The following is a 23,222-nucleotide window of genomic DNA, read 5'->3' as shown; positions in this document are numbered from 1 at the left end:
CTGGGCTTCGTTCACCGCATGCGAAAGGCCCGCGGCCAGGGATCTCTGGCGCAGGTGGGCGAGCTGGTCGCCGTTCTCATTACCTGACGCGTAATCGCGGTACTTACGTGCCTGCTGCCATTGTTCAGGTGTCGAAACGAGCACTTGAAGGAGCCGAGATGACCGCCCTCACCATCACCGCCGACCGGACCAAGTTCCTGCGCCTCGCTCTTGTTGCGGACGCCGTCGTCACCGGCGTCAATGGGCTGGTGTACTTGGCTCTGGCCGGCCCCGCGAGTGACCTGCTCGGGCCCGGTGCGGGGCTGCTGCGCGAGATCGGGGTCTTCCTGCTCGTGTACGGCGCCGCCGTCGGCCTGGTGGCCGCGCGTCCCACGATCAGCCAGAACGCCGTCCGGGCTGTCATCGCGTTGAACATCGTCTGGACCCTGAGCAGCGTGGCGGCCGTCGTGACCAGCGCCGTCGGGTTCAGCACGCTCGGGGCCGTCTGGGCCGTCGCGCAGGCCCTGGTCGTGGGGCTGTTCGCCGAGCTGCAGATCACCGGGCTGCGCAAAGCCCGGCGCTGAAACCTGTTCGAAGGGATCGCCGGCGTGCGGGGGCGGCTGCTGATCCCGCCGTCGTTCGATGCCACGTGGTCGGGCCGGTCGCTTGCGATATGGGGATCGGTCCCGAAAGTGGGGCCTCAGGAGCGAGGTTCGTTTGTTTGTGGTCGGTGCGAGCGCTGGCCGGGATTTATTTCGGGCGCGATTTCCGCCGTGCGTTCAATAAGGTGTCTCACATGCCAGGCCGGGGCGGGACAAAGCGAAAGACAGAAGTTGTGAGGCTGCGCCGTCACGCGGACTTGGCTTCGCCATCCAGGGGCGCGGAGATGGTGAGTACGGCGGCAGGGCCCGAGGGGGAACTCGTCGTTGTGTGGGCCTCGCAGGAGAACTCCGATGCGCTCACCGCGCAGACTTCGGCCCCCGATGGGGCATCATTTCCTCATTCGCGTACGGCAGCGCCCCCCGAATTACAGGTCGCCACGTACCGTCCCATCTGACGAGGTTGGTTCCCATCGCCCGGCGCTCACATGCGCGCAACCACGTCCAGCCGCTGCCGGACGGGGCCGTGCTGTTGGTGGGGGCGCGGTGCCGGTGGCGGGACGGAGCGGCCGAGTCCAACGCTGCCGTCTACGATGCCGACGGAAAACTCCTGCGAAAGGGCGTCCTGGGAGACGGAATCGCCGACGTGCAGACGACGCTTTCCGGCGACATATGGGTGAGCTATTACGACGAAGGCGTGTTCGGCAGCTTCGGATGGGGAGAGAAAGGCAGTCCTGCCCCCATCGGCTCCCCCGGACTGATCCGCTTCGGGGCTGACCTGGCTCCCGCGTGGCGATATCCGTACGACGGCGAGTTCGGCGCGATCTCCGACTGCTACGCGCTGAACGTGTCGGGAAATGAGGCGTGGGCCTACTACTACATCGACTTTCCCCTTGTGCGGGTACGAGCCGGCGCGGTTGCCGGCTGGTCCACGCAGGTGAGGGGCGCCCATGCGCTCGTTGTCGCCGGTGACCGGGTGGCGCTTGTCGGCGGATATGGAGAACATCGGCGCCGGGTGGTCACCGGGAGCGTCAAGGGAGAAGGCTTGTCGGTGGATCGTCCCACCCGGCTGGTGATGTCCGACGGACGGCCGGTACCCAGGACGGCGGCCGTGCTGGGGCGAGGCAGCGAGCTGCACGTCGTCGTGGGCACTACTTGGCTGAAGGTGGGGTTCGAGGACCTGGCGTCAGCCTGAGTGGTCGAACGGCACATGCGGAGTCTGTGTCAGTCGGGTGGCTGGCCAGTGTGACCCCGCCTGCGCCCGCCTCGTGCAGCCCCCAGGCGTAGAGGCCGGTGGCGGCCAGGCTCAGCGGGCCCTCGATGGCGGCGGCGACCGCGGGGACGGACTGATCGCAGCATCCTGCGTTCCATTTGTTCGTGGACTCATGCCGACCGAGGTCCTGACGCTGTTCGTACGTGATGGTGCCGCAGTCGGCCGTCGCGGTGGGTGCGCCCTTCGGGGTGTGACGACGGCCCAGCGCTATGTGCTGTTTCCGGCACCTTGATCACCTGGACGCGGGCCCGCGACGACGCCTCGTCCGGCGCGAGCGGGTCGGCCTCGCCACGGCGGATGTGCCGGCGTTCCGTGGCGAGTTAGAGCTGGGGCTGTGTGCAGCCTGCCCGAGACCCTGCCAGCAAAGGCGCAATCGCCGACGGGAATGTGCGGCGTTCCTACTGCTGCGGCGTTCCTGCTGCCGCGGCGACGTACGTCTCGATGCCGTCGAGGATTCTGGCGAGGCCGAATTCGAAGCCGTCGAGCGGAGGTTCGTCGGCGAGGAACATGGGGTCCTGGATCGCGTCCGCGACGGCGTTCAGGTTGCGGGAGCGGAGTTGGCCGTCAAGGAACACGCGGACCGCGCGTACTGCCCGTTGCTGGTCGGGGTTCGCGCGGCGCAACGCGGCCGGTGTCGGAGTGTTGCGTCGCAGGTTGGCGCCGTACCGGGCGTGGCTGTCGAGGAGGTACGCGCAGTTCAGCATCAGCTGCGCCTCCATGCCGGTCGGCCCGAGCGCGGTGATCAGGGCGTCCAGCCAGGCCGCGTTGTGCGGGGTCAGGGAGACGGTGGTCGGGACGTCCAGCAGCCATGGACGGGAGAGGAAACGCTCGAACAGCCGACGTGACCACAGCGCGGCCGCCTCTCGCCAATCGCCGTCGGGCAACTCGGGCGGGTCGCCCCAGGCGCGATCGGCCAGGAGCACGATGAGCTCGTCCTTGGAGCTGACGTAGCGATACAGCGCGTTGGCGGTCACGCCGATCCGGGCGGCCACCTTCGGCAGGGAGGCAGCGGCGATGCCCTCCTCGTCGGCCAGTTCGGTCGCGACCGCGATGATCTTCTCGACGCTGTGCGCCGGCTTGGGGCCGCGCCGCCCACCGGTGTCGACGACGCCCCAGGCCGCGGCCAGGCCCGGCGGCAGCGCATCGAGGTCGGCGTCGTCGGCGGGGCCGGGATCCGGCGCGGGCTCGCGGTCTCGCGTGAGGTCGCGTCCGGAGCTCTTGCGTGGGGTCATGGCCGGCATCCTCTCGAAGATCTGAAGGAAATAGTAGACGGCTTACACAGTTGTTGCTACTGTGCATGCCATGAACACTTCATTACTTACACAGATTCAGCTCCCACCCACGGCCCGCCGCTGGATCGGCGTCGCCGGGATCCTCGGCGCCGTCTTCGCGATGGCCGAGCTCCCCCTCTACTTCGTCGTCCCGGCGTGTGACCCGCCGGCCTGCGGTGTCGAGACCGGCGCTCTCATGCCGGACTGGCTGATCCTCACCCGTACGCTCTTCAACTTCTGCGCGCTGACGCTGTTCCTGGTGTTCATGAGCGGCGTCCGGTCACTCATCACGCGGGCCGACGCCCGCTACGAGTGGTTCGGGGCGGTCGCCGGCACCGCCGGCGTGGCGTGGACGATCATCGACATGGTCGCCAAGGGGATCGAGGGCAGCAGCGCCATCAAGGCCGTCGAGGAGATCGACCCGACCCGTACCGTGCCCACCTACCTGCTCTACGGCTCCATGAGCCACCTGATGCTGGTCGTCTTCGGTGTCGCCTTCGGGTACGCGGTGCTGCGCACCGGCGCCCTCTCCCGGTGGGTCGGCTGGTCGTCGTTCGGCATCGCCGCGCTGCACCTGGCCGGGGTGCCGTCGATGTTCTTCGGCTTCAACTCGTCGGAGTTCTACGCCTCGAACGGCTGGGGCGCGGTCGCGATGTTCAACGGCATCGCCGCCATCTGGGTGGCGGCCGTCGGCGTCGCGGCGCTGAGGAAGAGGGGCATGCCGGCGCCGAGGTTGGTCTGACGACGGCGACGCACAGGCACGTACGCGTGGCGAGTTCGGCGGTCGCGCCCCACTGAAGCGGGTCGCATCCCGCTGAAGCAGGCCAGTCCCACTGAAACAGGCCGGATCCTGCAGAAGCGGGTCGCATCCCGCCGAACTCGCACGTGCCGAACTCGCACGGGTGAACTCGCACGGGTGAACTCGCACAGGGAACGATGGAACCGAAGGGCCGGTGCGGGTGAGTCAGTGGTGAAGGGTGCGAACGCGCCCTGCGGAAGGACTTCCCCCCATGAGAGGACTCACCCCGGTGGCGGCCGTCACGGACGCCGCCCTCATCGAGGAGTCGCTGGCCGACCCCGATCGGTTCGCGGGCCTCTTCGACAGGTACGCGGATGAGATCCACCGATATGCCACCAGACGCCTAGGCCAGGAGAACTCCTCCGCGGCCGACGACGTGACGGCGGAGACGTTCCTCGCGGCGTTCCGAAAACGGTCCCGCTACGACCTGTCCAGACCGGACGCCGCCCCCTGGTTGTACGGCATCGCCGCCAACCTGATCGCCAAGCACCGCCGTACCGAGGTGCGCAGGCTGCGAGCCCTGGCCAGGATGCCGGGTGACGACGACCACCCCTTCGAGCAGCGCAGCATCGACCGGATCGACGCCCAGCGGCTCGGTCCCCGTCTGGCCGACGCGCTGGCGAGGCTCTCTTCGGCCGAACGCGAGCTGCTCTTCCTGGTCACCTGGGCCGAACTGTCCTACGAGCAGGCGGCTCAGGCGTTCGACATCCCGGTGGGCACCGTCCGTTCCCGTCTGTCCCGGATCCGGGCCAAGATTCGCAACGTCCTGGAGGACCCCCGATGAACGAGTTCGACCTGATCAACGACGTACGGCCGGAAGTGGCGCCCTACGACCCCGGCACCAAGGCCATGGCCAGGGATCGGCTGCTCAGGGCCGGCCGGCCCCGGTGGTCCTGGCGCAGGCCGTACACCTTCGCCCTCACCGGAGGGCTGGCGCTGGCCGTCGGCCTGGTCGCGGTGCAGGTCCCGTCCGCCTCGAACCCGTCTCACGAGATGAAGCTGCTGTCGGCCGCCGACGTGCTCAACCGCGCGGCGAAGGCCGCGGTCGACGAGATCGAGCCGCGCGACGACCAGTACATCGTGGTGAAGACCCTGCAGACGATGGACTACTCCCTGATGCCCTACGAGAAGTCCAAGGACCACTACTACCGGCGCTACAAGGACACCATCTGGCTGCGAGCGGGCGAGCGGCGGCCAGGGCAGTACGCCGACGGCGTGCGCAAGCAGACGCCCATCGAGCCCCTGGCCTATGCCGGCGAACCGATCCCGAAGTCCGCCTACAAGGACATGGGAACCAAGCTCCAGCCCATCGTCTACTGCAAGGACTCCAAGAGCGACTACCCGACGATCAAGAACCTGCCGACCGAGCCGGACGGCATGCGCGCCCACCTCAGCGCCAGGTGGAAGCCCAAGGCGGAGAAGCTGACGCCGTTCCTCGCCTTCCTCGCCGCACGTGAGCTGCTGTGGCAGACGTACCTGCCGGCCGCGCAGCGCAGCGCGTTGTACCAGGCCCTGAGCACGTTCCCCGGCATCACCCTCGACGAGGGGGTGCAGGACGCCGCGGGCCGCGAGGGCATCGGCGTGGGCTTCACGAGCCCGGACGGGCTGCGCTGGGAGCTGATCTTCGACAGGGACACCTACGCGCTGCTCGGCGACCGTCAGGTGGTGGTCGACGCCAAGGCGGCCAAGCCGCCGACCGGCACCCTGGTGGCCGCCACGGCGCAACTCGACATCTCGGTCGCGGACTCCGCGCCCGACGTCGAGGTCGAGGAGAGGTTCAAGAGCGGACAGTGGTGCACCGGCAACTAGCCCCGAGGAGGGCGGCGGGGGTGTGGCCTCCCGCACCGATGGGCGCGGTGCTCGGATGACGGCACGGCCCGGCGCCGCTCGTCACGCGGGCGATGCGCGACGGACGGTCCCGGCGTCCTTGCCGGTCAACGTGGCGAGGGCGTCGAGGAGGGTGGAGGCAGCCGGGGGCGGGCCGGGCCAGCGGGCGGCGACGTGCCCGTCGGGACGGACGAGCAGCGCTCCCCGCGCGGTGATCCCGCAGAACGCCGCGTGTTCCGCGGGAAGGGACTCGACGCGCACCGGCCATGGCGTCGCCTGTCGTGCCCAGTCTGCGGGGTCCGGGGTGAGCACGGTGAACCACTCGCCGAACGTGTCCAGGGTCGAGCGGTCGCGGGCGAGCCAGAGGTGCGGCATCCGGCAACCGGGTTCCGCGCTGGGCACGTAGTCCGCGCCCGGCGGCTCCGGCGCGGGTCCTTCGCCCGCGAGGACGGCCCCGGAGTGGTACGTGACGCCCAGCACCAGGCCGAGCTGCGCGAAGTACCGCTCCGACCAGGGCAGCTCGACGTGTTCCGGAGCGGCCCGACCGGGCTGGAGCTGGGCGCGGCGCCGGTTCTGCACGTCGAGCATGAGCTCGGTGTGGGCCACCGCCTGACGCAATGTCCGGCAGGCGACGGGCCGCCGCTCCTCCTCGTACGTCTCCAGCAGGCCGGAACCGGCCCACCCCCGCAGGACGCCCGCCAGTTTCCAGCACAGGTTGTGCACGTCGGCGATGCCGGTGTTCATGCCAAGCCCGCCGACGATGGGCATCGCGTGCGCGGCGTCGCCGGCCAGCAGGATCCGGCCGTGACGGAAACGCTCGGCGACGAACGCGTCCGTCTCCCAGTGCTGGATCCGTACGACGTCGGCCGGCACGCCGCCGCCGAGGGCGCGCTCGAGGAGAGCGGGCCAGTCGGCGCGCGGGCCGTCGGCCGGGGTGGGGACGAACCAGGCCCAGCCCCCTTCGGGATACAGCGGCGCGAACAGGCCGTGCGCGGTGAAGTAGACCCCGGCGGGCTGGTCGGCGCACCAGCGGCGCAGGTCGGCGTCGAACACGACGGTGGTGAAGCCGCCCATGCCTCCGGGGCCGGTGACGCCGATGCCCAGCAGGCGCCGGACGGTGGAGTTGGCGCCGTCGGCGGCCACGACGTGACGGGCGCGGAGCCGGGTGCGCTCGCCATCCGGAGAGGCGCTGATCAGGGCGGCCCCGACGCCGTCCGCCTCCTCGGTCAGGCCGGCGAGCTCGACGCCGAAGCAGGCCGGCGACCTCGCCCCGGCGAGCAGGACGGGTTCCAGCCGGTCCTGCGAGGTGACCACGCCGGTCACGGGGCTCTCGGGCACCGGCGCGTCGATGCCGGTCATCGCCGCCGTGGCGAAGTCGCGGCCGCGCAGGGTGTCGCGGAAGCGGATGCGGCCGTACTCGGGGGCGAACGCGTGGGCGGTGATCCCGGCGGCGAGCCCGAGCCCGCGGAAGATCTCCATCGAACGCACGTTGACCAGCCGGGCCCGCGGGAAGGGCGACGGCTCGCGGTGCCGTTCGACCAGCAGGGCCCGCACACCCCAGCGTTCCAGCAGCGCCCGCGAGCCCGACCGGCCCGCCGCCGACGATCAGCACCTCCACCTCGCCGTCCCCGATGGGGACGCTCCGCAGCCGATCCACGTCTCATCGTAAGCAGGGCCTGCCCGGCCGGATCGTTCCGGCGGGGCGGGCGCGGCAAGCGGCGCGGGCGCGGGAAGCGGCGCGGGCGCGGGAGGCGGCGCGGGCCGGTGAATCGTCCGTAAGCTGAGGATGTGTCTCCCGCACTGGTCCTCCTCGACGGCGTCCGCTGGCACGGCGCGCGCGTCGTGGGCGACCGCGCGCACACCCTGCTGGCCGTGCTCGCCCTGCACGGGCGCGCGGGCGTCGGCGACGAGCGGCTGGTCGAGGAGTTGTGGCCCGACGGCGCGCCGGCCAACCCGACCAAGGCGCTGCAGGTGGTCGTCTCCCGGACCAGGGCCGCGACCGGCCCCGACGTCGTCGTGCGCGTCCCGCGTGGTTACCGGCTCGGGCTGCCCGCCGGCCAGGTCGACGTCCTGCTGCTCGGGACGCTGGTGGAGCAGGCGCGGGCCGCGCTGGGCCAGGACGACGCGGCGCTGGCGCGCCGGCGTGCCGAGGAGGCCCTGGACCTGGTCGTGGCCGGCGGCCCCGACGGCGCCACGGGCGCGCTGGCCGACCTGCGCGCCCTCGCCGCGCGCCAGGCGGCCGAGGCGCAGCGGGTGGCGGCGATCGCGGCCGGCCGCGGCGGCGCGCACGAGGCCGCGCTGCCGCTGCTGGAGGAGGCCGCGGCCGAACGGCCGCAGGACGAGGAGCTGCTGGCCTGCCTGTTGCGCAGCGAAGCCGCCGTCCGCGGCGCCGCCGCCGCGCTGGAGCGCTACGAACGCCACCGCTCGGGCCTGATCGCCCGGCTCGGCACCGAACCCGGCCCCGAGCTGGCCCGCGTGTACGCCGAACTCCTCGCCGCAGACCGGCCGGTGCGCGCCGGCCTCCAGTTCGACGGCTCCTCGCTGCTCGGCCGCGAGGACGACATCCGCGCCGTGCACGCCCTGTTGCAGACCAACCGGGTGGTCTCCGTCGTCGGCCCCGGTGGCCTGGGCAAGACGCGGCTGGCCCACGTGGCGGGCCGGAACGCCGCGCAGCCCGTCGTGCACTTCATCGAACTGGTCGGCGTCTCCTCGCCGGAGGGCGTGGTGGGCGAGGTGGGCTCGGCGCTCGGGGTCCGCGACTCGGTCAGCGGGCGCCGGATCCTGACCGCCGGGCAGCGCGCCGACGTGCGCGCCCGCATCGCCCAGCATCTCGACCAGGCTCCGGCGCTGCTCATCCTGGACAACTGCGAGCACGTGATCGAGGCCGTCGCCGACCTGGTGGCGTTCCTCACCGTGACGACCCGCGACCTGCGGGTGCTGACCACCTCGCGGGCCCCGCTGTCGATCCCCGCCGAACGTGTCTACCTGCTCGGCGAGCTGCTCGCCGAGGACGCTGCGGAGCTGTTCCGGCAGCGTGCCACGGCCGCCCGCCCGGGGGTGCGGATCGGCGGGGAGGCGGTCGGGGAGGTCGTCGCCCGCCTCGACGGGCTGCCGCTGGCGATCGAGCTGGCCGCGGCCAAGGTACGGGTGATGTCGGTCGAGGAGATCGCGCGGCGGCTGGCGGACCGGTTCGCCCTGCTGCGCGGCGGCAACCGGACGGCCCCCGACCGCCACCAGACGCTGCTCGCGGTGATCGACTGGTCGTGGAACCTGCTGGACGAGCCCGAACGGCGGGCCTGGCGCTGGTTGTCGCTGTTCGGCGACGGGTTCACGCTGACCGCCGCCGAACACGTACTGGGCCCGGACGCCCTGGCCGTCGTGGACGCGCTCACCGAGCAGTCCATCCTCGGCGTCCGCGAGACGGCGTACGGCCTGCGCTACCGGATGCTGGAGACCGTCAGGGAGTTCGGGCGGCTGCGGCTGAAGGAGGCCGGCGAGGAGGCGGCGGCCCGCGCGGCGCAGCGGAAGTGGGCGACGGCGTACGCCCTCGCACACGCCTACACGCTGTTCGGCCCGGGGCAGTACGAGTCGGTCGACGCGCTGCGCGCGGAGGAGGGCAACCTCGCCGACCTGCTCCGGCAGGCGCTCGGCGAGCCCGACCCGGCCGCGACGGTCCAGTTGCTGGCCGGCGTGGGCTCGCTGTGGTCGATCCGCGGCGACCACACCCGGATCTTCGTCCACCGGGAGGCGATCGGCCAGGCGCTCAAGGGCTGGGTACCGCCACCGCCGCTCGTCGAGGTGACCAGGGCCGCCCTGCTGATCACGCTGATGAACACCGTCGCCGTGACGGACCTCGCCCACGATCCCCTGCGCCTGCTTCTCCAGGAGCTGCCGGAGACCGGCGAGACCGATCCCCGCCTGGGGGCCATGACCGCGGTGGCGCTCGCCTGGGACCGGGACGACGCCCACCGCAAGCTCCTGGAGCTGCGCCGGAGCCCCGACCGCGACGTGGCGCTGGCCGCGGCGCAGGCGAGCATCCACGTCCTGGAGAACGTCGGGGAGGTGCACCAGGCGATCGAGGCCGCCGAGCAGGCCCTGTCGCTGCTCCGCGGCAGTGAGGGCCCGTGGATCGGCGCGATCGCGCACGCCATCCTGGCCCACCTGTTCATGCAGCTCGGCGACCGCGAGCGGGCGGTCGGCCACGCGCGGACCGCGCTGCCGGTGGTGCGCCGGCTCGGCGCCGCCGACGACGAGGCCCAGCTCCGCTCGGTCCTGCTGATCTCGGCGCTGGCCGACGGCGATCTCGACGCCGCCGAGGCCGAGCTGGCCGGCATCAACGGGATCAGCGAGGGCGACACCGTGCTCGGCGGCGCGGCGATCGACTCGCTGTGCGCGGCCGAGATCGCCCTCGCCCGCGGGGAGACGGCCGCGGCGCTGCTGCACTACCGCCGGGCGGTCGAGCGGGCGCGCGACCTACGTCCGCCTGGGGTGCCGCATGAGGGGGCCACGTCCTGGTCGGTCGTCGCGGAGTCGATCGCGCTGACGGCGTACGCGCACCACGCGGGGCCGCGGGAGGCCCGGTACGGCGCGGAGCTGTTCGCCGCCGCGCAGGGCTACGACCTGCTGATCGTGACGAACCCGGTGCTCGACTTCCCGGTGTGCGGCTCGATGTTGTTCGCGCTCGGGACGTGGGGGCTGCTGCGGCAGGCCATGGAGGCGCGCGACGCGATCAGGCTGCTGGTGCTGGCCGAACGGTTCGCCTACAACAGCACGATGCCGAGCATGCACTTCGAGCTGGTCGAGCCGCACGCGGAACGGGCCGCGCCGGGCCTGCTCGCGGCCGTCCGGGCCGGGTACGGCGACCGGCGCGGCCCTGACCTGCTCGACGAGGCCCGGCGGCACGTCGAGCAGGTCTTCGGCCGTGACCGGCGGCGCTCACATGTGCCGCTTGTAGCTGCGCACCGACAGGGGCGCGAAGATCGCCATGACGACCGCGCACGCCAGCAGGGTCCAGGCCACCTCGCTGCTGACGAGGGCGTTGTTGGCGAGGTCCCGGGTGGCCGTGACCAGGTGTGAGACCGGATTGACCCGGACGAACGCGGCCAGCCACCCCGGCAGCGTCTCCACGGGGACGAACGCGTTGGACAGGAACGTCAGCGGGAACAGGATCATCATCGAGATGCCCTGCACGGCCTGGGCGCTGCGGGCGATCGTGCCGACCCAGGTGAAGATCCACGCCAGCGACCAGCCCGTGAAGATCGCGAGCAGGATGGCGGCCAGCACGCCGCCCACGCCGCCGCCCGGCCGGTAGCCCATCAGCACGCCCATGCCGAAGGTCAGCGTGGCCGCGATCGTGTACCGCAGCAGGTCGGCCACCATCGGGCCGGCGAGCGGGGCGATCCGGGCGATCGGCAACGACTTGAACCGGTCGAAGACGCCCTTCTCCATGTCCTCGCGCAGCTGCGTGCCCGTCGCCATGCACGTCGTCAGCACCGTCTGGGCGAGGATGCCGGGGATCATCAGCGGGAGGTAGTTCTGCACGTCGCCGGCGATGGCGCCGCCGAAGATGTAGGCGAACATCGCGGTGAACAACAAGGGTTGCAGCGCCACGTCGAAGAACTGCTCCGGGTTGCGGCGCATCTTCTTCAACGCCCGCCAGGCCATCGACAGGGTCTGGCCGACGGTCTCCGCCAGGGTCACGCGCCGCCGGGCGGCCTCCACGCGGTCGGCGGCCCGTACCGTCTCGCGGGTGGGGGCGATCATGGTGCTCATCGGTTCTCCTCCGTGCCGGTCGCGGCGTCGTCGTCCGTGCCGTGGCCGGTCAGGACGAGGAACACCTCGTCCAGGCTGGGCTTGGCCACGCTCACCGACGCGATCGACACCCCGGCGGTGCGCAGGGCGATCAGCACCTCGGCGGCCAGGTCCGCCTGGTCGAGCGCGACGTTGAGGCGACCCTGCTCCGGGCTGAGCACCGGGTCGGAGCCGAGCACGCGCCGCACGACCTCCACGGCGGCGGGCACCTCGCCCGGGTCGGCGAGCAGCAACTGCAGGGTCGAGTTGCCGACCGCGCTCTTCAGCTGGTCGGGCGTGCCCTCGGCGACCTTGCGGCCGTGGTCGATGACGGCGATGCGGTCGGCGAGCTGGTCGGCCTCGTCCAGGTACTGGGTGGTCAGCAGCACGGTGCAGCCGTCGGAGACCAGGTCGCGGATGGCGTCCCACATCTGGCCGCGGGTGCGGGGGTCGAGGCCGGTGGTGGGCTCGTCCAGGAAGATCAGCGGAGGTCTGGTGATCAGGCTGACCGCCAGGTCCAGACGCCTGCGCATGCCGCCGGAGAACTGCGAGATCGGCTTGTCGGCCGCGTCCTCCAGGCCGAACTGGCCCAGCAGCTCGGTGGCGATGCGCCGGGCGCGCGGCTTGGCGATGCCCTGGAGGCGGCTGAACAGCCAGAGGTTCTCGCGGGCGGTCAGATTCTCGTCGACCGAGGCGTACTGGCCCGTGACGCCGACGAGCTGGCGGATCACGTGCGGGTTGGCGGCCACGTCCACCCCGAAGATCTCGGCCCGGCCGGCGTCGATCTTCAGGAGGGTGGCCAGCATCCGGAGGGTGGTGGTCTTGCCCGCGCCGTTGGGGCCGAGGACGCCGAAGATCTCGCCGGTGCGTACGTCGAGGTCGATCCCGTCCACGGCCCGGTGTGCGCCGAACGTCTTCACCAGCCCTTCGGCGTGTACGGCCGCCTCGGCGGCCGCTCTGGGGGGCGGGCCGACCCCGGCGTGCCCGAGTTCTGTGATGCTCATGGCTCCAGTGTCGGGGACGCCGGTTTCATGGCGCCCTCGACAAGGTTTCACCGGTTACCGAGGAGAATGTACGGATGCGTGCAGCGCCATGGATGATCCTCATCGGCCCCGCCGCAGCGGGCAAGAGCACCTTGGGCGCGGGCATGGCCGCGGCGACGGGCCGGAGCTTCGTCGACCTCGACGCGATCGGCGCCGGCTACTACGCCGAGACGGGCTGGGACATGGACCGGCTGCGCTCCCGGATCCGGGCCGTCGGCCGGGTCGCGGCCGAACGGGAGTGGGAACCGGCCCGCGCCCACGCCGTGGAGCGCGCGGTGGCCGACCACCCGGACGCGATCGTCGCCCTCGGCGCCGGCCACAGCCACTACACGCGGCCGGAGCTGCTCCTGCGCGTCCAGGCCGCCCTCGCCGCCGTCGAGCACGTGGTGCTGGTGCTGCCCTGCCCGGACGAGGAACGATCCGTCCAGGTCCTGCGGCGGCGCAGCCTGGCCACGAAGCGGACCGACTGGATCAGCGCCGACGGCCACGACTTCCTCGCGGAGTGGGTGCGCGACCCGGGCAACCGCACCCTGGCCACAACCGTCCTGCACACCGACGCGGAGACCCCCGCCCAGACCCTCGCCCGCCTCCTGACCACGTGCGGAACCAGCTAGCGCTCGGAGCCGAAGCGGTAGACGGTCGAGTTCCTGGCCCGGCACCCGAGGCGCTCGTACAGGCGGTTGGCGGCCGCGCGGTCGGGGCGGGAGGTGAGGTCGACGGTACGGGCGCCCGCCTGTTCTGCCAGGCGCAGGGCGTGCCGGGTCAGCTCGGCGGCGATGCCGCGCCCTCGCGCCGAGGCGTCGACCACCACGTCCTCGATGCGGGCGCGCATGCCGGTCGCCACCGGGAACAGGACCAGCGTCAGCGTGCCGACGATGCGGCCGTCCAGGCGGGCGGTCAGCACGGTGTTCGCCTCGCTGCGCACGACGCGTTCAAGCGCCGCCCGGTCCGGCGGCCCTGCGGACGCCGAGAGCTGGGGCAGCAGCACCCCGAACGCGTCCACCAGCTCCTGGTCCACCTCGCGGACGGCGTCCACCTCGACATCCATGCGCCCGACCCTACCGACCCACGGACCAGCGGCGGCGATCAGGCGCCCAGGACGCCTCTCGGGCGAGTCCGGGAAAGGCATGCGGCCGGTCACGATGTTTCCCGGACGGTCGCCACGCCGGGCGTACCAGCACGGTAATCTCATCGGACGATAACTAAATGCATTAATCTGGCGACTGTGAGTAATGGACACGTTGTCGGTACGCCCCCGCTTCGCCGTACCCTCACCCGCGTCCTCCGCCGCGTCGGGAGGCGGGGCGCCTCCTTGGCGTTCGTGGGCCTGCTGAGCCTGGCCATCGCCGCCTCGCTGGCATTCGTGCCGGGCAACCAGCGCGGCACGCCCGGCTACGCGTCGCTGGCCGTCATCGCGCCGCTGCCCGCCTGGGCGGCGGTCTGGTGCGCGCTCGGCATGCTCTGCCTGGCGCAGGCGTTCATGCGGTCCGACCGGGTGGCCTTCGCCGCCGCGACCGCGCTGCTCCTCACGTACGGGCTGATCTATCTGATCTCGACCTTCACCGGCGACAACCCGCGCGGCTGGGTCGGCGGGGCGGTCTGGCTGGCCTTCGGCGGCTGGATCGCGCTGATCGCCACCTGGCCCGAGGCGGTCGTGCTGGGCCGCCTGCCGGGCGGCCGCGCGGCGTCCTCGACGGCCGTCATCGTGGCCGACGCGTCGGGCACGATCCAGTCGTGGAACCCGCAGGCCGAGGCGCTGTTCGGCTGGGACACCGACGAGGCGGTCGGCAGGTCGCTGACGATCCTGATGCCGCCGCGCTTCCGCGACCGGCACACCGACGGGCTGGCCCGGGTGCTCTGCGACGGCCACTCCGACCTGGCCGGCCGGATCATCCCGCTGGTCGGCCTCCACCGCGACGGCGGCGAGTTCCCGATCGCGCTGACGGTCAACGCCTGGCACAGCGACGAAGGCGTCACCTACACAGGGGTGATCCGTCCATTGGGGGGCCGCCATGTCCGCTCTGAGTGACGTCCTGGTCCAGCTCGGCGTCGGCATCGTGCCGCTCGGCGTGGCCTACCTCGCCTTCCGCTCGGCGACGGACGCCAGCAAGAAGTCCCAGCAGAGCGCGTTGCTCCAGGTCGAGCACCAGGCCGAGGTCGAACGCTCGAAGGTCGACGCCGAAGCCTTCATCCGCGCCAAGACGATCTACGAGGACGCCCTGGCGCAGATGGAGAAGCAGATGACCCGGATGCAGGGCCAGGCCAGCCAGCTCGGCGCCGAGCTGGTCAACGAGCAGAGCAGCTCGGTGGTGATGCGCGACCAGATCCGCCGGTTGCAGGCCCAGATCCGGGCGCTGGAACGCACGGTTCTCGCGTTGCGCTCCCAGCTGGTGGACGCGGGGTTGTCACCGGCGCCGCCGTCCGACCTGACCGGGCCGCATCTGCTCCTGCCGCAGCGTTCGGCCGACTAGGAGGCGTCGCGGGCCAGGCCGTGGGCGGCGGCCAGCAGCTCGACCGAGCGCAGCCACGCCTTCCTGTCGGGCGCCGAGGAGACGACGATCAGCTCGTCGGCCTGCGCGTGCGCGGTGAAGCGGGTGAGATAGTCCTCCACCTCGGCGGGCGTGCCGACGGCCGAGTACTGCATCATCCGCAGGATCTGCTGCCCGGCCGGCGATTCGAGCACCATGTCGGCCTCCTCCGGCGTGAACGTGCGCCCGCGTCCGAGGAACCGGCTCACCCGGTACCGCTTGGCCGTCAGCAGCTGCTCCTGCGCCTCCTCGCGGGTGTCGGCGGCGATCACGTTCACCCCGGCGATCACGTACGGCTCGGCGAGCTGCTCGGACGGCTTGAACTCGCGCCGGTAGAGCGCCACGGCCTCCTCCAGCGCGTCGGGCGCGAAGTGCGAGGCGAACGCGTACGGCAGCCCGAGCGCGGCGGCGAGCTGGGCGCCGAACAACGACGAGCCGAGGATGTACAGCGGCACGTTGGTGCCCTTGCCAGGCGTGGCGTCCACACCGGGGATGCGCGACTCGCCGGTGAGGAATCCCTGCAGTTCCAGGACGTCCTGGGGGAAGGTGTCGGCGGCGCCGGGGGTGCGCCTCAGAGCGCGCATGGTCGGCTGGTCGCTGCCGGGGGCGCGGCCGAGGCCGAGGTCGATGCGGCCGGGGTGGAGGGTCTCCAGGGTGCCGAACTGTTCGGCGATGGTCAGCGGGGAGTGGTTGGGCAGCATGATGCCGCCCGCTCCGAGGCGGATCGTCCTGGTGTGAGCGGCTACGTGGGCGATGAGCACGCTGGTGGCCGAGGAGGCGATGCTCGGCATGTTGTGGTGCTCGGCGTACCAGATGCGGTGGTATCCCAGTTCTTCGGCCCGCTGGGCCAGGCCCACGCTGGCGGCCAGACTCTCGCTCGCCGTCTCTCCGTCGCCGATGTGCGCCAGATCAAGGATGGAGAGTGGAACAGTCATGGGGAACGAGCCCTTTCGCCTGGACGGTGGCCATCGGGCAGTGCAACCGTAATGGCTCTCCGCTTATTTCCCGGGCGCCCCCGCGCGGGGGCGCCCGGGAGGCGTCAGGACGCGGTGCAGGTGAGGGCGGGTGGGGTGCTGGTCGCGGCGTCGCCGTTGGCGAGGAAGCCGAACGTGGTGGTCGCGCCGCCGGCCAGGGCTCCGTTCCAGCTCAGGTTCGTCACGGTGGCGTTGCCGGACAGGGTGCCGTTCCAGAGCTGGCTGATCGTCTGGCTGCCGGGGAACGTCCACTGGACCTTCCAGCCGGCGGTCGGCGCCGAGCCGGTGTTCTTCACGGTGACCTCGCCCTGGAAGCCGCCCTGCCACTGGCTGGTCACCTTGTAGGCGGCCGAGCAACCGGCCGGGCCGCCGGTCGGGGTCACGGTGGGGGTGACCGTCGGGGTCACTGTGGGGGTCACGGTCGGGGTCACGGTCGGGCTCGCCGTGGGTGAGGGCGCGGCCATGGCCAGGTCGTACGCCCGCTGCGGCACGAACTGCCCGGCCCCCGCGATGCAGCCGTCGGCCTCGCCCGGCGGCTTGACCCACAGGTAGGCGTCGATCGCGGCGTCGCCCGTGTTCGTGGTGCTCCACAGGCCCGTGGCCCGGCCGGCGGGGTCGCACCACTCGCTGCCCGCCGGGCCGTTGCCGTTGCGGCTGGTGTCGATGACCGCCTTCAACCTGGACACGCCGGTCGCCGCGATGACGCTCTTGGCGTACGACACCAGTCCCGGCGTCGCGCGGTAGTTGGAGGTGTTGAGCGCGATGCCGTCGGCGCTGCCCCCGACGTCGGCGCCGTTGAGCCTGGACGCGGCCTCCGACGCCGGCAACCAGGCGTCGTGACCGATGTCGAAGTACACCTTGACCTGCGACGACGTCGCCTTGAACTTCTTGCCCGCGTACGCCATGGACGCCTTCACCTCGGCCTGCTGCGCGGCGTTCATGCAGTTCGTCATGATGGCCAGCGCGTCCGGTTCGAGGACGACGGTCGCCGCCCGCCCGCCCAGACCGGCCGCGATCTGGTCGATCCACGCCCGGTAGGACGCGTGGTCGGGCGCGCCGCCCGCGCTCGCACCGCCGCAGTCGCGGTTGGGCATGTCGTACACGACGACGATCGGGATCTTGCCCGCCGCGGCGGCGGCCCCCACGTAGGAGTCCACCTGGCCGCGCACGGTGGCGGGGTTGTAGCTGGCGAACCACCGGCCCTGGGGCACGGCGGCGATCCGGTCCCTGATCACCGGCGTGCGGCTGTCGCCCGGGTTGGCGGCGACCCATTTGGCGGCGTTCGTCTGGGGATCGACGTAGAAAGCGGAGTCGGCGGCCTGGGCGGTGGACGAGGCGAGGACGACCGCCCCCGCCGCGGCCACGGCGGTGGCGGCGAGGAGCGCCGCGAGCACGGGCCTTCTGCGAGACATGAGGTTACTCCGTCCGTAGAGTGGGAGTGGGAGCGCTCCCACGGCTCTCTCCGGATCGTAGGGAGCCCGCCCGGCCACAGAAAGACGTCCGACCGGTGCGAACCGGCTTTCCCCAGGCCACGGCCGGTCAGGGCGATGAAAGTTTCACTCCGCCAGGCACGCCTCGAACACCGCGGTCAACCGGTCGACGTCGGCCGCCGTGGGCTGCTCCGGGCCCAGCCGGCGGCGCATCGCGCCGATGCCCAGGAAGACCGCCGTCGCCATCCTCGCCCGCGCCTGGACGTCGGGCCCGTCGAGCTGCGCGGCCAGCGGATCGAGGATGGACGTGCGCAGGCGCTCGCGCACGACGTCCTGGATCTCCGGATGACCGGCCGAACGTTCGAGGGTGCGCAGCACCGGGCTCTCGGGGTCGTGATGCATGCGCTCGGCCGCGTACTCGGCCAGGCGTCGCGGCAGGCTCGCGTGGTCGCCGGTCAGCAGGGCGACGAACGTGGGCTCGCCTTCGAGTACCGCGCCGAAGAGCCCGGCCTTGGAGCCGAAATAGCGGCCGACCAGGGCGATGTTGGCCTCCGCGGCCGCGGCGATCATGCGGACCGTGACCTGCTCGTATCCGTGCTCGCCGAACAGCACGCGGGCCGCGTCAAGGATGCGCTGCCGGGTGGCCTCGCGGCCGCGGGGCCGGGCGTCCGTCGTCGGGGCGTCCATGTCCCGAACTCTACTCAGGAATAAAGTCACTTGCCGCGCGGCTAGTAAACATGCGTATACTCAACATTGGATAAGTGCGTACGAAGGGGATGTGGTGTCTTGGTAGCCCAGGCACAGGCCGCGCCCCCCGCCCGGAGGCAGTACACCCACCGCGAGATCCTCGAAGTCATGTCCGGGCTCATGCTCGCCATGCTGACGTCGATGATCTCCACTTCCGTGGTGGGCACCGCGTTGCCGACGATCGTGGGGGAACTCGGCGGTCAGGACCAGTACTCATGGGTGGCCAGCGCCACCATGCTGACGATGACGGTCTCGACACCGTTGTGGGGCAAGCTGTCCGACCTGTTCGGACGGAAACTGCTCTTCCAGACCGCTCTCGGTCTGTTCGTGGCGGCTTCACTGGTGGCCGGTCTGTCCCAGAACATGGGACAGCTCATCGCGGCGCGTGCCGTGCAGGGCCTGGGCGTGGGTGGTTTGTCGGCACTTGCGCAGGTGATCCTGGGAGACATCGTCTCGCCGCGCGAGCGCGGCCGGTACTCCGGTTACATGGGGGCCGTCTTCGGGATCTCCACCGTCGCCGGGCCGCTGCTCGGCGGGTTCATCGTGGACACCGACTGGCTCGGCTGGCGCTGGTGCTTCTACGTCGTGGTGCCGTTCGCCATCGTCGCGTTCGCGGTGGTGCAGAAGGTGCTGCGGCTGCCCAAGGTCAAGCGGAACACCTCGATCGACATCTGGGGCGCGACCACCATCACGGCCAGCGCGGCCTCGCTGATGCTGCTGCTGACGCTGGGCGGCAACGAGTTCGAGTGGAACTCGTTCTGGACCTACTTCCTGGCCGCGTTCGCCCTGCTCATGCTGGCCCTGGCGGTGCTGGCCGAACGTACGGCCCGCAACCCGATCCTGCCTCCGCGGCTGTTCAGGAACCGCACGTTCGTGCTCACCAGCGCGGCCTCGCTGTTCGTCGGCATGGCCATGTTCGGCGCGATGATCTACCTGCCGCAGTACCTGCAGATCGTCAAGGGCCTGAGCCCGACGAACTCGGGCCTGATGACGCTGCCCATGGTGGTGGCGCTGTTCCTGGCGGGCGTGATCTCCGGCAAGATCGTCACGAACACCGGCAAGTGGAAGATCTTCCCGGTCGCCGGTCTGGTGATCGTGGCCGTCGGCCTGTTCCTGCTCTCCCGGCTGCACGTCGACTCCAGCGAATGGCTCATCGGCTTCGACGTGGGCGTCCTCGGCATCGGCCTCGGCCTGTCCATGCAGATGCTCATCCTGGCCGCCCAGAACGGCTCCGAGCTGCGTGACATGGCCTCGACCACGGCCGGCGTCTCGTTCTTCCGCTCGCTCGGCGGCGCGATGGGCGTCGCGGGCTTCGGCGCGATCCTGACCAACCGGCAGGCGAGCGAGTTCGCCGACCTCGTGGCCCAGGCCCGTCTCCACCTGCCCAGCACCGGGCAGAAGCTGGGCAGCCCGGCGGCCATCCAGCACCTGCCCGAGCCGATCAAGGGCATCATCCTGGAGTCCTTCACCCGGGCCCTGGAGACGGTGTTCATGGTCGGCGTGCCGATCGCCCTGCTCGGGTTCGTCGCGGCGCTGTTCCTGAAGGAGCTGCCGCTGCGCGGCACCACGATGCCGGCCGGCCCCAAGCCACTCGGCAAGGACGACCTCGTCCTGGCCGGGCTGCTCCTGGAGCTCATCGCCCAGCGCGTCGAGCGGTCGAACGGCCAGCCGTCCGCGCTGCTCTCCGCGGTCGCCAGGATGGCGCCGCCCGACGGCCGCCCCGAGCGCGAACGCGCCTGGGCAGTCGCACAGAACGTGCTTCGGCCCACCTCGCGCGCCCTCATCGCGCAGGCCACGCCGGCGCAGCAAGACCTCGTATCCGGAGGAGTCTCACAATGATTCGCAAGTTCGTGGGCGCCGTAGCGGCGGCCCTGGCGGTCATGGCCGGCCTGTGGCTGATGATCGCCCCCTTCGCCCTCGGCACGCAGCCCGAGAACGCCGACTGGACCGACCCCACCACGACCGAGTTCTTCTCGGGCCTGGGCGTGACCGTCTTCGGTCTTGTGGGCGTCGTCGGCTTCGTCCTGGCCATCTACGAAGAGCTCGTGATCCGCGGGCTGGTGACCGTCAAGCAGCGTGTGGAGCCGGAGCCCGAGCCCGTGCCCGCCGCCCCGCAGGCGTCCTCGGCCGAGCTGGCGAGCCTGCTCGCCCCGCTGGTGGAGGCGCTGCGCGAGGACATGCACAACCCGAGCCGCGGCGGTGAGCACCGTCAGAACGGCAGGACCACCCTGGTGGGTCTGGAGGAGTCCCGATGAAGGCCAAGCTGGGCATTTCCGCCCTCGTGCTGCTGTTCCTGACCGGGCTGTGGCTGGTCGCCGCGCCGTTCGCGGTCGGCTATCAGCCCCGGGGCGCCGGGTACACGGACGCGACCGTCAACGACCTGTGGGTCGGCGGCGGGCTCGCCGCGGTCTCGTTCGTCGCCCTGGTGATCTACGCCGCCGACTCACTGCGCGAGCTGGCCCGCCGCGGCAAGCACGCGGACGTCTGACGCGAGTCGTGCCGTGTTCGGCGGTAACACAGACCCCGGCCGGGAGCCACTGGAAGGCCGGCTCCCGGCGGGGCAGTTCGAGATCGGCAAGGACGGCGCCGGGCTGCTGGTCGTCGGCTTCGACGGGTCGGACCCCAGCCGCAACGCGCTCGCGTACGCGGCCGGCCTGGCCCGGCGGGACGCCGCCGCGCTGCTCGTCGCCTTCGTGGAGCCGATCAACAGCACCACGTTGTGGTTCTTCGCCGGCTCCCCGGTCATCCCCGACAGCGCGGCCGACCTCACCGACGACCTCCGGGATGAGCTGAGGGGCGCGGGCGTGCCCTGGCAGTTCGTCAGCGTCCGCGGGGACACCGCTCGCGAGCTGGAGGCGCTGGCCGGCTCCTACCGGGCCGACGCCATCGTGGTCGGCAGGTCGCGCTCGTCCTGGCACGCCCTGGGCGGCTCGGTGGCCGTCGGCCTGGCGAAACGGGCTCGCCGTACCGTGCTGATAGTCCCCTGACCTGGCACGACGTCGCATATGGTGGCCAGATGAAACGTACCGCCGCCATCGCGTTCGTGGTGCTCACGTCCGTTTCGTGCGCAGGGCAGGAGCCCGTCGCCTCCTCCGGCGCCACGCCCACGCCCTCCGCGCCCGCGTCCGGGACGGCGTCGCCCACGACCTCGCCCACGAGCGAGCCGAGCCCGACGGCTCCGCCGCCGTTCACCTCGAAGGTCACGAAGGTGTCGCGCGAGCGGCTGCCGTACTCGTGGCGGCCGGGTTGCCCGGTGTCCTACCAGGACCTGCGGCTGGTCACCATGTCGTTCTGGGGTTTCGACGACAAGCCGCACACCGGCGAGCTGGTCGTCCGCAAGACGGTCACCGACGACATCGAGACCGTCTTCCGCAAACTGTACGACTGGCGCTGGCCCATCCGGCAGATGAAGCTCGTCGACGTCTACAAAGGCGACGACTTCGCCTCCATCGAGGCCGACAACACCTCGGCATTCAACTGCCGTCGCGCGACCGGGTCCAGCAATTGGTCGAACCACGCGTACGGCCAAGCGATTGACATCAATCCGCGCGAGAACCCATATGTCACCGCAAGCGGTGGCACAGCGCACCAAAATGCCAAGAGGTACACCAAGCGCCCAATGAAGGGTAAAGGTGTGGTAAACCCTGGAGACAAGGTCGTAAGGGCCTTCGCCGACGTCGGCTGGGAGTGGGGCGGCTACTGGGCGGGCGCCAAGGACCTGCAACATTTCAGTAAGGGCGGAGGCTGAGACAATCCCTCATGGCGGCTAAGGACGGCGACGGCTGGGCCGAATGCGGGCTCGGACACAGACATTGGGGCATCCACGGAGCGTCGGGCCTGCTGCTCGTCCACCATGACCCGCTCGGCGTGCCCCACGTGCTCATGCAGGAGCGCTCCTTGTGGAGCCACCACGGCGGCACCTGGGGGCTGCTCGGCGGCGCCCGCGACAGCCACGAGGACGCCGTCACCAGCGCGCTGCGCGAGGCCCACGAGGAGGCCGCCCTCGGCGGCGACGGGTTCCGCGTCCAGGGCGTCTACCTCGACGACCACGGCGGCTGGACCTTCGAGACGGTGATCGCCGAGTCCGCCGAGCTGGTGCCGGCCAGGCCCGCCAACAGCGAGAGCACCGACCTGCGCTGGCTGCCGCTGCCCGAGGTGGCCGGCCGCAAGCTTCATCCCGGCTTCGCCGCGACCTGGGACCGCGTCCAGGCCGCCATCCGTCCCGAGACGATCGTGCTCGACGTCGCCAACATCATCGGCGCGCGGGCCGAGCGCGGCTGGTGGAACGACCGGCTGGGCGCGGCCACCCGGCTGCTCACCGACGTGGCGGAGCTCAGGCTGTTCCACCCGGTGTTGTCGCAGTGGTTCCCGCGGGTGGTCGCCGTCGTGGAGGGCGCGGCCAGGAGCACCCCCGAGATCCCCGGGCTGCAGGTCGTCGCGGCCACGGGCAGCGGCGACGACGCGATCGTCGCCGTCGCGGCCCAGGCCAAGCCCTGGGAGCGGGTGCTCGTCGTCACGGCCGACCGCGGGCTCCGGGAACGGGTCGCCGAACTGGGCGCCGAGACCGAGGGCCCCCGCTGGCTCCTGTCCCAACTGAGCCGCTGAACGGGCGGCGCCGTCAAACAGGAACCACCTCGTCGAAGACGGCCGTCAGCCCGGTCACCTCGAGCACCCGTCGCAGCACGCCGTGCACGCCCAACAGGCGTAACGAGCCGCCGCGCCCGGCGACCACGCGCTGGTGCTCCACCAGCGTCCACAGGCCGCTGGAGTCGCAGAAGTCGAGATGGTGGGCGTCGATCGCGAGGGCGACGAGCCCTTCGGCGGACAGCTCGGCCAGCCGCCGCTTCAGCAGGGGCGCCGTGATCTTGTCGAGGTCTCCGGCGAGGCGCACCGTCGTTCCGCCAGGACCGCGCTCAACCTCGACGCCCAGATCCGCCACCTCCTGAACGTACACCCCTGCCA

The 23,222-nt window shown here is 71.4% G+C and carries 23 protein-coding genes and 1 pseudogene; 15 read left to right on the top strand and 9 right to left on the bottom strand.

Annotated features, from left to right (window positions below; translation table 11 throughout):
• Positions 1–158: 158 nt before the first annotated feature.
• Together ACFYYW_RS23505 and ACFYYW_RS23500 are read left to right on the top strand one after the other, a co-directional pair.
• On the top strand, positions 159–563 hold the full coding sequence (locus tag ACFYYW_RS23505) for a hypothetical protein (protein WP_387651438.1): 405 nt from the start codon (positions 159–161) through the stop codon (positions 561–563).
• A 478-nt stretch (positions 564–1,041) separates the two neighbouring features.
• Positions 1,042–1,773, top strand: coding sequence for a hypothetical protein (locus ACFYYW_RS23500; RefSeq protein WP_387651436.1), 732 nt, complete (start codon positions 1,042–1,044; stop codon positions 1,771–1,773).
• A 476-nt stretch (positions 1,774–2,249) separates the two neighbouring features.
• On the opposite strand, the gene ACFYYW_RS23495 is transcribed toward ACFYYW_RS23500, so the two are convergent.
• A complete protein-coding gene (locus tag ACFYYW_RS23495) occupies positions 2,250–3,092 on the bottom strand; it encodes a TetR/AcrR family transcriptional regulator (RefSeq protein ID WP_387651433.1) in 843 nt (280 codons plus the stop codon).
• A 61-nt stretch (positions 3,093–3,153) separates the two neighbouring features.
• Here ACFYYW_RS23495 and ACFYYW_RS23490 point away from each other — a divergent pair, with 61 nt between their 5' ends.
• The 3 genes from ACFYYW_RS23490 to ACFYYW_RS23480 all read left to right on the top strand — a co-directional run bounded on the left by ACFYYW_RS23490 (position 3,154) and on the right by ACFYYW_RS23480 (position 5,730).
• On the top strand, positions 3,154–3,864 hold the full coding sequence (locus ACFYYW_RS23490) for a hypothetical protein (RefSeq protein WP_387651430.1): 711 nt from the start codon (positions 3,154–3,156) through the stop codon (positions 3,862–3,864).
• Between the two features lie 268 nt (positions 3,865–4,132).
• Positions 4,133–4,705: an RNA polymerase sigma factor gene (locus tag ACFYYW_RS23485; RefSeq protein ID WP_352318202.1), complete on the top strand. Its 573-nt coding sequence runs from the start codon at positions 4,133–4,135 to the stop codon at positions 4,703–4,705.
• Entirely contained in the window at positions 4,702–5,730 is a 1,029-nt protein-coding gene (locus tag ACFYYW_RS23480; protein WP_387651427.1) for a CU044_5270 family protein, read from the top strand. The genes ACFYYW_RS23485 and ACFYYW_RS23480 overlap by 4 nt, the downstream gene beginning before the upstream one ends.
• A gap of 81 nt (positions 5,731–5,811) precedes the next feature.
• Here the strand turns inward: ACFYYW_RS23480 and ACFYYW_RS23475 are convergent, their stop codons facing one another.
• Entirely contained in the window at positions 5,812–7,317 is a 1,506-nt protein-coding gene (locus tag ACFYYW_RS23475) for an FAD-dependent monooxygenase (protein ID WP_387652027.1), read from the bottom strand.
• A 219-nt stretch (positions 7,318–7,536) separates the two neighbouring features.
• Between ACFYYW_RS23475 and ACFYYW_RS23470 the strand changes: the two are divergent.
• Positions 7,537–9,003: pseudogene (locus ACFYYW_RS23470) on the top strand (BTAD domain-containing putative transcriptional regulator); the annotation flags it as partial.
• Between the two features lie 1,680 nt (positions 9,004–10,683).
• Here ACFYYW_RS23470 and ACFYYW_RS23465 read toward each other — a convergent pair.
• Together ACFYYW_RS23465 and ACFYYW_RS23460 are read right to left on the bottom strand one after the other, a co-directional pair.
• The gene (locus ACFYYW_RS23465; RefSeq protein WP_387651425.1) at positions 10,684–11,520 is read right to left on the bottom strand and encodes an ABC transporter permease; all 837 of its coding nucleotides are present in this window, start codon (positions 11,518–11,520) and stop codon (positions 10,684–10,686) included.
• A complete protein-coding gene (locus tag ACFYYW_RS23460) occupies positions 11,517–12,542 on the bottom strand; it encodes an ATP-binding cassette domain-containing protein (RefSeq protein WP_352318210.1) in 1,026 nt (341 codons plus the stop codon). Before ACFYYW_RS23460 ends, ACFYYW_RS23465 begins: the two co-directional genes overlap by 4 nt.
• A gap of 74 nt (positions 12,543–12,616) precedes the next feature.
• On the opposite strand from ACFYYW_RS23460, the gene ACFYYW_RS23455 reads away from it, so the two are divergent.
• Positions 12,617–13,195 carry a shikimate kinase gene (locus ACFYYW_RS23455; RefSeq protein WP_387651421.1) on the top strand — a complete coding sequence of 193 codons (579 nt, stop codon included), beginning with the start codon at positions 12,617–12,619 and terminating at the stop codon, positions 13,193–13,195.
• Here the strand turns inward: ACFYYW_RS23455 and ACFYYW_RS23450 are convergent.
• Complete coding sequence (locus ACFYYW_RS23450; RefSeq protein ID WP_387651419.1) at positions 13,192–13,629, bottom strand: GNAT family N-acetyltransferase; 438 nt, start codon at positions 13,627–13,629, stop codon at positions 13,192–13,194. The genes ACFYYW_RS23455 and ACFYYW_RS23450 overlap by 4 nt on opposite strands.
• 273 nt (positions 13,630–13,902) lie before the next feature.
• On the opposite strand from ACFYYW_RS23450, the gene ACFYYW_RS23445 reads away from it, so the two are divergent.
• Both ACFYYW_RS23445 and ACFYYW_RS23440 read left to right on the top strand, forming a co-directional pair.
• Positions 13,903–14,610, top strand: a complete 708-nt coding sequence (locus ACFYYW_RS23445; protein WP_352318300.1) for a PAS domain S-box protein — start codon at positions 13,903–13,905, stop codon at positions 14,608–14,610.
• Complete coding sequence (locus tag ACFYYW_RS23440) at positions 14,594–15,052, top strand: hypothetical protein (RefSeq protein WP_364416522.1); 459 nt, start codon at positions 14,594–14,596, stop codon at positions 15,050–15,052. Before ACFYYW_RS23445 ends, ACFYYW_RS23440 begins: the two co-directional genes overlap by 17 nt.
• Here ACFYYW_RS23440 and ACFYYW_RS23435 read toward each other — a convergent pair.
• From ACFYYW_RS23435 to ACFYYW_RS23425, 3 genes are all read right to left on the bottom strand, one after another.
• Positions 15,049–16,044 (bottom strand): LLM class flavin-dependent oxidoreductase, encoded by a 996-nt coding sequence (locus ACFYYW_RS23435; RefSeq protein WP_387651416.1) that lies wholly within the window; start codon positions 16,042–16,044, stop codon positions 15,049–15,051. The two genes, ACFYYW_RS23440 and ACFYYW_RS23435, sit on opposite strands and share 4 nt — an antisense overlap.
• A 104-nt stretch (positions 16,045–16,148) precedes the next feature.
• Positions 16,149–17,495, bottom strand: a complete 1,347-nt coding sequence (locus ACFYYW_RS23430) for a glycoside hydrolase family 6 protein (protein WP_387651413.1) — start codon at positions 17,493–17,495, stop codon at positions 16,149–16,151.
• 144 nt (positions 17,496–17,639) lie between these two features.
• Complete coding sequence (locus tag ACFYYW_RS23425; protein ID WP_352318218.1) at positions 17,640–18,200, bottom strand: TetR family transcriptional regulator; 561 nt, start codon at positions 18,198–18,200, stop codon at positions 17,640–17,642.
• Between the two features lie 99 nt (positions 18,201–18,299).
• Here ACFYYW_RS23425 and ACFYYW_RS23420 point away from each other — a divergent pair, with 99 nt between their 5' ends.
• From ACFYYW_RS23420 to ACFYYW_RS23395, 6 genes are read left to right on the top strand one after another with little or no spacing between them, the layout of a single operon-like run.
• Positions 18,300–20,099: an MDR family MFS transporter gene (locus ACFYYW_RS23420; protein ID WP_364327882.1), complete on the top strand. Its 1,800-nt coding sequence runs from the start codon at positions 18,300–18,302 to the stop codon at positions 20,097–20,099.
• Positions 20,096–20,515, top strand: a complete 420-nt coding sequence (locus ACFYYW_RS23415) for a hypothetical protein (protein ID WP_352318221.1) — start codon at positions 20,096–20,098, stop codon at positions 20,513–20,515. The genes ACFYYW_RS23420 and ACFYYW_RS23415 overlap by 4 nt, the downstream gene beginning before the upstream one ends.
• Positions 20,512–20,748 carry a hypothetical protein gene (locus tag ACFYYW_RS23410; RefSeq protein WP_387651409.1) on the top strand — a complete coding sequence of 79 codons (237 nt, stop codon included), beginning with the start codon at positions 20,512–20,514 and terminating at the stop codon, positions 20,746–20,748. The genes ACFYYW_RS23415 and ACFYYW_RS23410 overlap by 4 nt, the downstream gene beginning before the upstream one ends.
• A 13-nt stretch (positions 20,749–20,761) precedes the next feature.
• Positions 20,762–21,247 carry a universal stress protein gene (locus ACFYYW_RS23405; RefSeq protein ID WP_352318224.1) on the top strand — a complete coding sequence of 162 codons (486 nt, stop codon included), beginning with the start codon at positions 20,762–20,764 and terminating at the stop codon, positions 21,245–21,247.
• Positions 21,248–21,276: 29 nt separating this feature from the next.
• On the top strand, positions 21,277–22,008 hold the full coding sequence (locus ACFYYW_RS23400; protein ID WP_387651407.1) for a M15 family metallopeptidase: 732 nt from the start codon (positions 21,277–21,279) through the stop codon (positions 22,006–22,008).
• Positions 22,009–22,019: 11 nt separating this feature from the next.
• The gene (locus ACFYYW_RS23395) at positions 22,020–22,865 is read left to right on the top strand and encodes an NUDIX domain-containing protein (RefSeq protein WP_387651405.1); all 846 of its coding nucleotides are present in this window, start codon (positions 22,020–22,022) and stop codon (positions 22,863–22,865) included.
• A 13-nt stretch (positions 22,866–22,878) separates the two neighbouring features.
• Here the strand turns inward: ACFYYW_RS23395 and ACFYYW_RS23390 are convergent, their stop codons facing one another.
• Complete coding sequence (locus ACFYYW_RS23390; protein WP_387651402.1) at positions 22,879–23,214, bottom strand: STAS domain-containing protein; 336 nt, start codon at positions 23,212–23,214, stop codon at positions 22,879–22,881.
• Positions 23,215–23,222: the final 8 nt, after the last annotated feature.

Origin of the sequence: Nonomuraea sp. NPDC001831 (assembly GCF_042892035.1) — a bacterium.
In the GTDB taxonomy this organism is placed as follows: domain Bacteria; phylum Actinomycetota; class Actinomycetes; order Streptosporangiales; family Streptosporangiaceae; genus Nonomuraea.
Note: the sequence above shows the minus strand (reverse complement) of the source record. Positions and strands in the feature narration are given on the sequence as shown.